General features: G+C 45.6%; 7 protein-coding genes. 4 read left to right on the forward strand and 3 right to left on the reverse strand.

Annotated elements, in window-relative coordinates; all coding sequences use genetic code 11:
- Window positions 1–153 precede the first annotated feature (153 nt).
- Window positions 154–549 carry a hypothetical protein gene (locus JWG39_RS10580; RefSeq protein WP_205219362.1) on the reverse strand — a complete coding sequence of 132 codons (396 nt, stop codon included), beginning with the start codon at window positions 547–549 and terminating at the stop codon, window positions 154–156.
- Window positions 550–1,353: 804 nt separating this feature from the next.
- Window positions 1,354–2,487, reverse strand: a complete 1,134-nt coding sequence (locus JWG39_RS10585) for a glycerate kinase (protein WP_205219363.1) — start codon at window positions 2,485–2,487, stop codon at window positions 1,354–1,356.
- A 25-nt stretch (window positions 2,488–2,512) separates the two neighbouring features.
- Between JWG39_RS10585 and JWG39_RS10590 the strand changes: the two genes are divergently transcribed.
- Window positions 2,513–2,689 (forward strand): hypothetical protein, encoded by a 177-nt coding sequence (locus JWG39_RS10590; protein WP_205219364.1) that lies wholly within the window; start codon window positions 2,513–2,515, stop codon window positions 2,687–2,689.
- Between the two features lie 93 nt (window positions 2,690–2,782).
- Entirely contained in the window at window positions 2,783–3,073 is a 291-nt protein-coding gene (locus JWG39_RS10595; RefSeq protein ID WP_205219365.1) for an STAS/SEC14 domain-containing protein, read from the forward strand.
- A gap of 244 nt (window positions 3,074–3,317) precedes the next feature.
- On the opposite strand, the gene ppk2 is transcribed toward JWG39_RS10595, so the two are convergent.
- Entirely contained in the window at window positions 3,318–4,202 is an 885-nt protein-coding gene (ppk2, locus tag JWG39_RS10600) for a polyphosphate kinase 2 (RefSeq protein WP_205219366.1), read from the reverse strand.
- 1,213 nt (window positions 4,203–5,415) lie between these two features.
- Here ppk2 and nadC point away from each other — a divergent pair.
- Complete coding sequence (gene nadC / locus JWG39_RS10605; protein WP_205219367.1) at window positions 5,416–6,285, forward strand: carboxylating nicotinate-nucleotide diphosphorylase; 870 nt, start codon at window positions 5,416–5,418, stop codon at window positions 6,283–6,285.
- A gap of 34 nt (window positions 6,286–6,319) precedes the next feature.
- Entirely contained in the window at window positions 6,320–7,324 is a 1,005-nt protein-coding gene (nadA, locus tag JWG39_RS10610) for a quinolinate synthase NadA (RefSeq protein WP_205219368.1), read from the forward strand.
- Window positions 7,325–7,574: the final 250 nt, after the last annotated feature.

The raw sequence follows: 7,574 nt of genomic DNA on the forward strand, positions 1-7,574 counted from the left end.
GATTTTTAAGATGAACTCTCATTACGCCTCAACCAGATGAAATTTTCAGACATAAATTAGCTAAAACCCTCAATTTTGCTAGGTTTAGCCTGCCCGGAAAATGGGAATGGCGTGCCTCTTAATTGTTCTAACTTGCTTATTTTGTGGTATTTTTCACAAAAAGCTCTCTTCTGGACTGATATTGTTGCTTTTTATGTTTATGGGTACAGGATCATGATAGCCGGGAAAATGGGAGTGCGCCCCAGTAAGATCCTGTAGATATTCAAGTCTGATGTCTTTTTCTTCAAGAGAAATTATCCCGGTATAATTCCAGGACTTTTCCTGCATTGTTGTATCCTCTCTGAAATCAGCCACTGCTGAGTTGAGATTATCCGCTGTTCCAATATGAAGTGTATTGACTTGTAATCCCGCCACATGCCCGCGAGGATGACAGTATGTCAAGATGTAAATCCCACCATTTTCAGGCAGCTGAGCACTTTTAGAAAAGAGATCAAAAGTATAGTTTTTCCCCGTCGCTCCTTTAAGATCTATCGAATTTTGAATATGCATATTTTCTGCTCATCTCTCCCATATCGTATTTGACCACGGCATTCAGTGACCATCGTACGGGATAAAAGTTTCGCGTATTTCCATCGAAAATGATTCAATAACCTGATGTATATCCTGAATCCATTTTTCTGGATTCATGTGGGTTCTGACAAACACGATCAGCCTGGAACAATCATATTATCAAGAAGCCGTACCGGATTCAAGTAATAAGTGAAACACGTTTTTCCGTGAAGACTTTCAGTGGCGTCAACCCTTTTAATACCATTTACATTTTGTATTAACCAGAGAATGCAATTAAAGAGAGAACAACAGCAATTCTCTGTTTAATTTTAAATTTTTTTGCCTTTATTCGCATGTTTAGAGCTTTTATTCGTTGGCAAAAAGTCTTTTGCTTTTCCCCGTCTCCCGTCTCCCGTCTCCTGTCTCCCATCCCCCTGCCTTTACATTCGCCAATAGAAAGTGAAAATGGCATTAAGTACGGTCATAACTTAATAGGAATGGTATAAGACCTTTCCCGGTGCCAAATTCAACAACAGGATGCCGTTGCCTCTTTTTTAGAAAGTGTTGCCCGCTTGCGTATGGTTTTGCAAAAAAAAACATCAGGGAACCTTGAATAATCAGTCTTTCGCCCATCTTCTTCGTTACAGTCGAAAATTTATCCTCGCAGGTAAGCGCCAGACTCCGATATCAAACATATAGCTCCGGTAAATTTTCTCCTGTGCCTTGAATATGAACGAAATACAAGATTATTCAAGGGACCCATCAGTGGAACCCGTTTATTGATATTGGCGTGATGAGCACGTTTCAGCTGCGGATATTGAGTGTCGCCGCGATATTTCTTGCCGTGGCGCGGAGATTCTCTTCTGCAGCGACAAGGGTGTCTTCAAGGGACCCGAGGCCGGGCAGGATGGGAAAGAGGGCAGTAACGCCGTGGTTAAGCACCAGCTCTGCCCCTTCTCCAAGACAACCTGCCATAGCGATGACCGGTATCCCCTTTTGGTTTGCCAGTCGCGTTACTCCAATGGGTGTTTTACCAGCAATACTCTGTCCGTCGATTCTACCTTCTCCGGTAATGACCAGATCGGCTCCTTCCATTGCCTGCTCAAGTTGCACTGTCTGGAGTACGATGTCGCTTCCGGATTGTAATTCGGCGCCGAGAAAGGCAAGCAGTGCCACGCCCATCCCGCCAGCCGCTCCTGCTCCGGCGACGTTGCGAACGTCTCGTTGAATCTCTCTTTCGATGAAATCTGCCCAGTGGGTCAGGTTCCGGTCAAGCTTTTCCACCATGGCGGGGGTGGCTCCTTTCTGCGGACCGAAAACAGCCGAAGCGCCGCGTTCTCCGGTGAGAGGATTATTGACATCACAGGCTACTTGAATGCGGCATTCCTTCAGTTCGGGGACAAGCCCGGAAGTATCAATCTTTGCCAGTTCTCCCAGACAGCCTCCTCCTGGCGCGATGACCGTGCCGTTTGCATCAAAAAGGCCCATACCGAGAGCCTGCAGCATGCCTGCGCCGCCATCGTTGGTAGCGCTGCCTCCAATACCGAGAATGAGGTGGCGAAAGCCGCGGCGCAGGGCATCAAGGATCATCTCTCCTGTGCCATAACTGCCTGTAAACAGAGGGTTTCGCTGTCCCCGCAGAATCAATTCCAGACCGCTTGCCGCTGCCATCTCGATATAGGCGATTTTGTTCTTTCCGTCGACACCGTAGCTCGCCTCAATCACCTTTCCCAGGGGATCGTGCACTGCAGTGGAGATAAGATACCCACCTGTTGCGGCGACGAGGGTTTCAGCTGTGCCTTCACCGCCATCCGCCACAGGGATCAGCAGGTATTCGGCATCGGCGAATACCTGCCGGAAACCAGCCTCAATTGCCCGGGCGACTGCCGGGGCTCCAAGGCTCTCTTTGAAAGAATCGGGGGCAATAACAATTTTCATACTTTCTCCATGGAACATGTTTCAAATGGGATATACACTCTTGCGACTCGCCTGTTTCTCCTCATTTATCCTCCAACTGGTCAAGGACGGTATTAATCCGTTTGAAGACCTGCGGCTCGGCACGTTCCATCGCCTGACGGTTAATTGCCGCAAGTTGCTGGATTCCCCGTATCGTTTGCCCTTACTCCCGCTGAGGCCGTAAAGGATCAACGCTGATGATGTGTCCACTCTGACGAATTCCTGCCACCATAATCTTGAGGAAAGGCTGCGGTAAATTTCTTCCTGCACCTCGAATATGAACGAAATACAAGCTGTTTCAAGGTACCCTGAAGTGATTGAGCGCTTTGATAATAACGATTTGAAACTGGTTCAGAAGTGGTTTGAAGAGAAGCTTGCCGGAGGTTGCAGTCAGGTGAATATCCTCGCTAAACTTGATATGGCGAAGGTGCGCCAGACAGAGGTGAATGCCTTTTTCGAAAATAACCTTTACTCCCTGCGGTATATCAGCGACCTCGGACATATTGCCGTTGTCGCCCACTCAAAGTTTATCAAGACGCTGGTTCCCATCGACAATCTCTTTTTTTGAGCGTTCTTCCAGGAGAAAACTGGAGCGCTATTTTGATGTCTCTCAGCTTGAGGATGCCCTGGCTTTTGTGGAATAGAAGTAAAGCAATTCTTTCCCGTGGTGAGAGTGAGTTTCACCCCGGGGAAGTTTATCTTTTCCTTATTAAGTGAGCTGATGGTACATGCTGCATGGCAGCCTCTCCTATGTGAAAGCGGCAGAAGAGGTTTTTTAACCCCTCCTGTGCCACCGCATGGGGTGGTTTGCATCAGCCCGGAAGTTTCTCCGGTGTTGCCATATTCTCCTCCATCAGTCGCAGCTCTATCTCGCCGGGGATAATTATTTTGGGGTCGGTGGTGAGATCCTTTTTAGAGATTTTTCCTTCATAATCAAAGCTGCTAAGGATGTGTTTGATGCAGTTGATTCGGGCATTTTTTTTATGATCTGAGCGAATGATTGTCCACGGAGTATTCTCCCGCTGGGTGGCGGTAAGCATCTGAAATTTTCGCACGGAATACTGATCCCACATCTTCTGTGCCTTTTCATCTACCAGGGAAATTTTGTAGTGTTTGAGCGGGTCTTTTCGTCGGGACTCAAAACGTGCTTTCTGCTCCTCCCTGCTCACTGAAAAGTAGAATTTGAAAAGCCTGATACCACTCTGCACCAGCATCTCCTCAAGAGAGGGTACATTTTTGAGGAAACGGCTGTGCTGCTCTTCTGTGCAAAATCCCATCACCGGCTCGACCATTGCCCGGTTATACCAGCTTCGATCGAATACGACGAATTCTCCTGCTGCAGGCAGGTGATTGATATATCGCTGAAAGTACCATTGACTCTGTTCGCGGTTATTAGGCTTCGGCAGGGCGACAATCTTCACATTCCGGGGATTGAGGTGCTGCGTGAGGCGCAGGATGGTTCCCCCCTTTCCCGCAGCATCACGTCCCTCAAAAATAGCGAGAGCCTTTTCCCCTTTTTTTATCATGCTGCACTGCAATTTCAACAGTTCGATCTGCAGTTTATGCAGCTCAATTTCGTAGTCAAGCTGCGTGTTTTTTACCCAGAGAGCTGTTTTGTCTTCGCTCTTTTTGTTTTTATAAGAGTCACGTGCGGTACCTTCATAAAGGTTCAGATATTTTTTCTTTTTATGTCCCATAATAGTATTCTCCCTGCCACGTTTAAAGATTGTGCTGAAAGCGGATTGTGCAACTCGCCATTCAGATTGATCAATTCTCAACACTATGCGTTTACTCAGAGATAATCAAGAATATCTGTTATCCCATTCCAATTAAGTTATGCTCCTGTTTAAGGAGGCTCAACCCCGGTTGTATCTGCTCTTAATAATTCTTGGAATTGCTACCAGTTTATTCCATGCGTTACAAGTCATTCTACCGTTATCGTTACGTTTATCGTCACCGTGTAGACAAGGCATGCCTTGTCTCTACAACACCATTGCTGGAATCACTGTTGTGCCGAATTTTCACGAACAGGGACAACGCATTAAACGAAAACGTTTGTATCCGAAGTTAAGCCGTACAGTGCACCGCATGAGAACAGACCCTGCTCCTTATGGGCTGATAAGCAGAAACAATACATTACCATAGTTTTCATGCAGTTTGCTACCACGGAAAACATCAATTACCTCAAAGCAAATAACAGACCGAATTCAACTACAAGGGCATTCTCTTATGGTTTTTTCAGTAATAATTCGTGTTTATTCGTGTCCATTCGTGGTTCCTTTTGTCGTTTGTAACCATGAATGGATAAACAGGAGACAAAACGGGGTATAACACGTTTGCCCGTGAATATTTCCAGTGTTGTCAAATATTTTGGACTAGAATTTTCTGAGTCTGCCCCTGGTGTTTTCCTTTATTGCTCTCTGCCTTCCTGTGTACATTTTCGAAAAAAAATCATGTATCACTAAGGTATTTTCATCCTTGAACTTCGTCTGCGTTCAGCCACAAAACATGAAACAACTGCTACGCTCTACAAGGGGTAACAAGGGACGGATTCTACCCATAAAATTTTTTTCCCGGGCCCCCATCTGTTTTCTCTCATTCACTCTCTGAAATATTTCTGCTTGAAGAAGGGCCATGATCTGGTATTCTTTTTTTAAAGAGAGATTTGCTGGCAGCGAGTGCTGCTACCTGAACGAGCTTAAATACTCCGACTTCGTTTTTACAATAACGGCGTCTGTGCAATCAAAAATGACTTCCTTCACAAGATCTGGAATACCACCAGCAAAAATTCTGCGATGATCGTTCTTGAAGAATCCCGCCCTTGAGGCAGGGGAAGATGTCAAATACCGAGGTCTGTTCTTTCGGAAAAAGAGTAAAATTGGCATAAACCTGTCAACTTTTGGAGATATTATGCAAAACATTTTCGATTCTTTTTTTAGCCCGGTTCGGAAGGAATTTCTTCGGTCAACAATCAGGCTTGCCCTCAAAGAAGACGGACAGGATTTAACTTCTGAGGCAGTCTTTGATCTGGAGGATATGGCCAGTGCCCTGATTATGGCTAAAGAAGATTGTGTCCTTGCCGGTTTGCCCGTTATCCCCATTATCTTTGAAGAAATGGGACTTGAACCTGAGATTGTTTTTTTGAGCCATGATGGGGACCTGATCTTAAAAGGACAGGAAATTTGTCGAATTAAAGCTCCGGCCCGAAAACTTTTAAAGGCGGAGCGGGTGATAATGAATTTCCTGTGCCACCTCTCCGGAATCGCCACTCTGACCAGGACCTTTGTCCAAAAAATATCCGGGTATTCGTGTCGTATCCTGGATACCAGAAAAACCTTGCCAGGTCTTCGTTTCCCGGAAAAATATGCGGTCCTTACAGGTGGAGGAACAAACCACCGCCTTGATCTGGAAGGAATGCTTATGCTCAAGGACAATCACCTGGACCGTGCAGGAGGAATTCTTCCTTCGGTGCAAAAGTTGCGTGAAACCTGTGTCCCCTGTCCACCAATTGAAGTTGAGTGCCGGAATATGGACGAGGTCGCTGAGGCCATTAAAATGAAGGTTGATCGGATTATGCTGGATAATATGTCCCTTTCAGAGATTCGTGAGGCCCTTACGCTCATTCCCCAAAATATAGAATCAGAGTTAAGTGGTGGAGTTGACCTCCATAATATTGAGAAACTGGCTGCCCTTAACCCGGACTATATCTCCTGTGGGGCATTGACACATTCGGCCAGATTTGCTGATTTGAGTATGGTTATCGTTACCACCAACGGATAGAGAAAAATAAATATTTGTATTTTTGGAGTGTTATATGAAGGATGAGATCATGGCCATTAAAAAGTGTATGGGCAAAGACCTGTGCATTTTGGGTCACCACTATCAAAATGACCAGGTGATTGCATGTACCGATATTCAAGGGGATTCTCTGGAACTGGCCCGCAAAATTCCTGATCTTGAGGCAAAAAACATAGTTTTTTGCGGTGTGAGCTTTATGGCCGAGAGTGCCGCCATCCTGGCAACAGGCTCACAAAGGGTATTTGCTCCGGTTCCAGATGCGAGATGTGTTATGGCTGGCATGGCCCCTGGTTATTTGGTGCGCAGGGTCGTAGAGCATATTTCGTCTTCGGGAAAAAAAATCATCCCTTTGGCCTATGTGAATTCTTCGGCTGAGGTAAAGGCGATTTGCGGACAATTTGCAGGGGCAGTGTGTACCTCGGCCAATGCGGACAAAATGCTTTCATGGGCGTTAGACCAGGGTGATTTGGTCCTTTTTTTGCCAGATAAAAATCTGGGCCGAAATACAGGTAAAAATCTGGGGCTGAAAGACCAGGATATGGCCATTCTCAATCTGAAAGAGCCTGAATTGTCTTCAAAAATCTCTCTTGCCCTTTGGCCGGGACTTTGTGCTGTCCATTTTCGTTTCAAGCAGGATCACGTTTTAAAGATACGCAGGGAAAATCCTCTGGCCAAAATTGTCGTCCACCCGGAATGTGATCCCACCATTGTCGCTTTAGCCGATGCATCCGGTTCCACCTCGTTCATTATTGATTATGTTCAGGGGCTTAAACCAGGATCAACGGTTTATATCGGTACGGAAACAAATCTTGTACATCGGCTTGCTGCCAAATATCTTCATGAAAAGACGGTTTTACCCTTAGTTGAAAGCTATTGCTCCAATATGAACAAAACCATGGAGGTGGACATTTTAAACATCTTAAGGGCTGTCCATGCAGGCACAGCCACAGAGATAACTGTCCCTGGAGAAACCTCCAAACTCGCTCGAAAGGCATTAGAGACAATGCTTAAAGTTTGTTAATAATAAATAGAATAAACCAGTAGTGTCCGGTTAAGATTTTGCATGTAGAAAAAAATAAATTACAAGGAGAAGTTTTTTTCTTGACAAATAAGTGAAATTCCGAGTTTGCCCTCCTTAAAAGACTAATCTTCTAAGGAGGTTACGATGGATTTTGTAACTTTTCGCTCCCGGCGATATGCTGTCCCATCACAAACACACTTACTCAAACCAACAAAGCAGGCCTTGGTCAATGCACCACCGCTTCGATCAA

Origin of the sequence: Desulforhopalus vacuolatus, from assembly GCF_016918505.1 — a bacterium.
Lineage (GTDB): Bacteria > Desulfobacterota > Desulfobulbia > Desulfobulbales > Desulfocapsaceae > Desulforhopalus > Desulforhopalus vacuolatus.

Bases quoted from the DNA above. Each gene is read 5' to 3' on its own strand.
- nadA (WP_205219368.1), top strand. From the start codon at position 6,320: ATGAAGGATGAGATCATGGCCATTAAAAAGTGTATGGGCAAAGACCTG.
- ppk2 (WP_205219366.1), bottom strand. From the start codon at position 4,202: ATGGGACATAAAAAGAAAAAATATCTGAACCTTTATGAAGGTACCGCA.
- JWG39_RS10585 (WP_205219363.1), bottom strand. From the start codon at position 2,487: ATGAAAATTGTTATTGCCCCCGATTCTTTCAAAGAGAGCCTTGGAGCC.
- JWG39_RS10580 (WP_205219362.1), bottom strand. From the start codon at position 549: ATGCATATTCAAAATTCGATAGATCTTAAAGGAGCGACGGGGAAAAAC.
- JWG39_RS10590 (WP_205219364.1), top strand. From the start codon at position 2,513: ATGGGATATACACTCTTGCGACTCGCCTGTTTCTCCTCATTTATCCTC.
- JWG39_RS10595 (WP_205219365.1), top strand. From the start codon at position 2,783: ATGAACGAAATACAAGCTGTTTCAAGGTACCCTGAAGTGATTGAGCGC.
- nadC (WP_205219367.1), top strand. From the start codon at position 5,416: ATGCAAAACATTTTCGATTCTTTTTTTAGCCCGGTTCGGAAGGAATTT.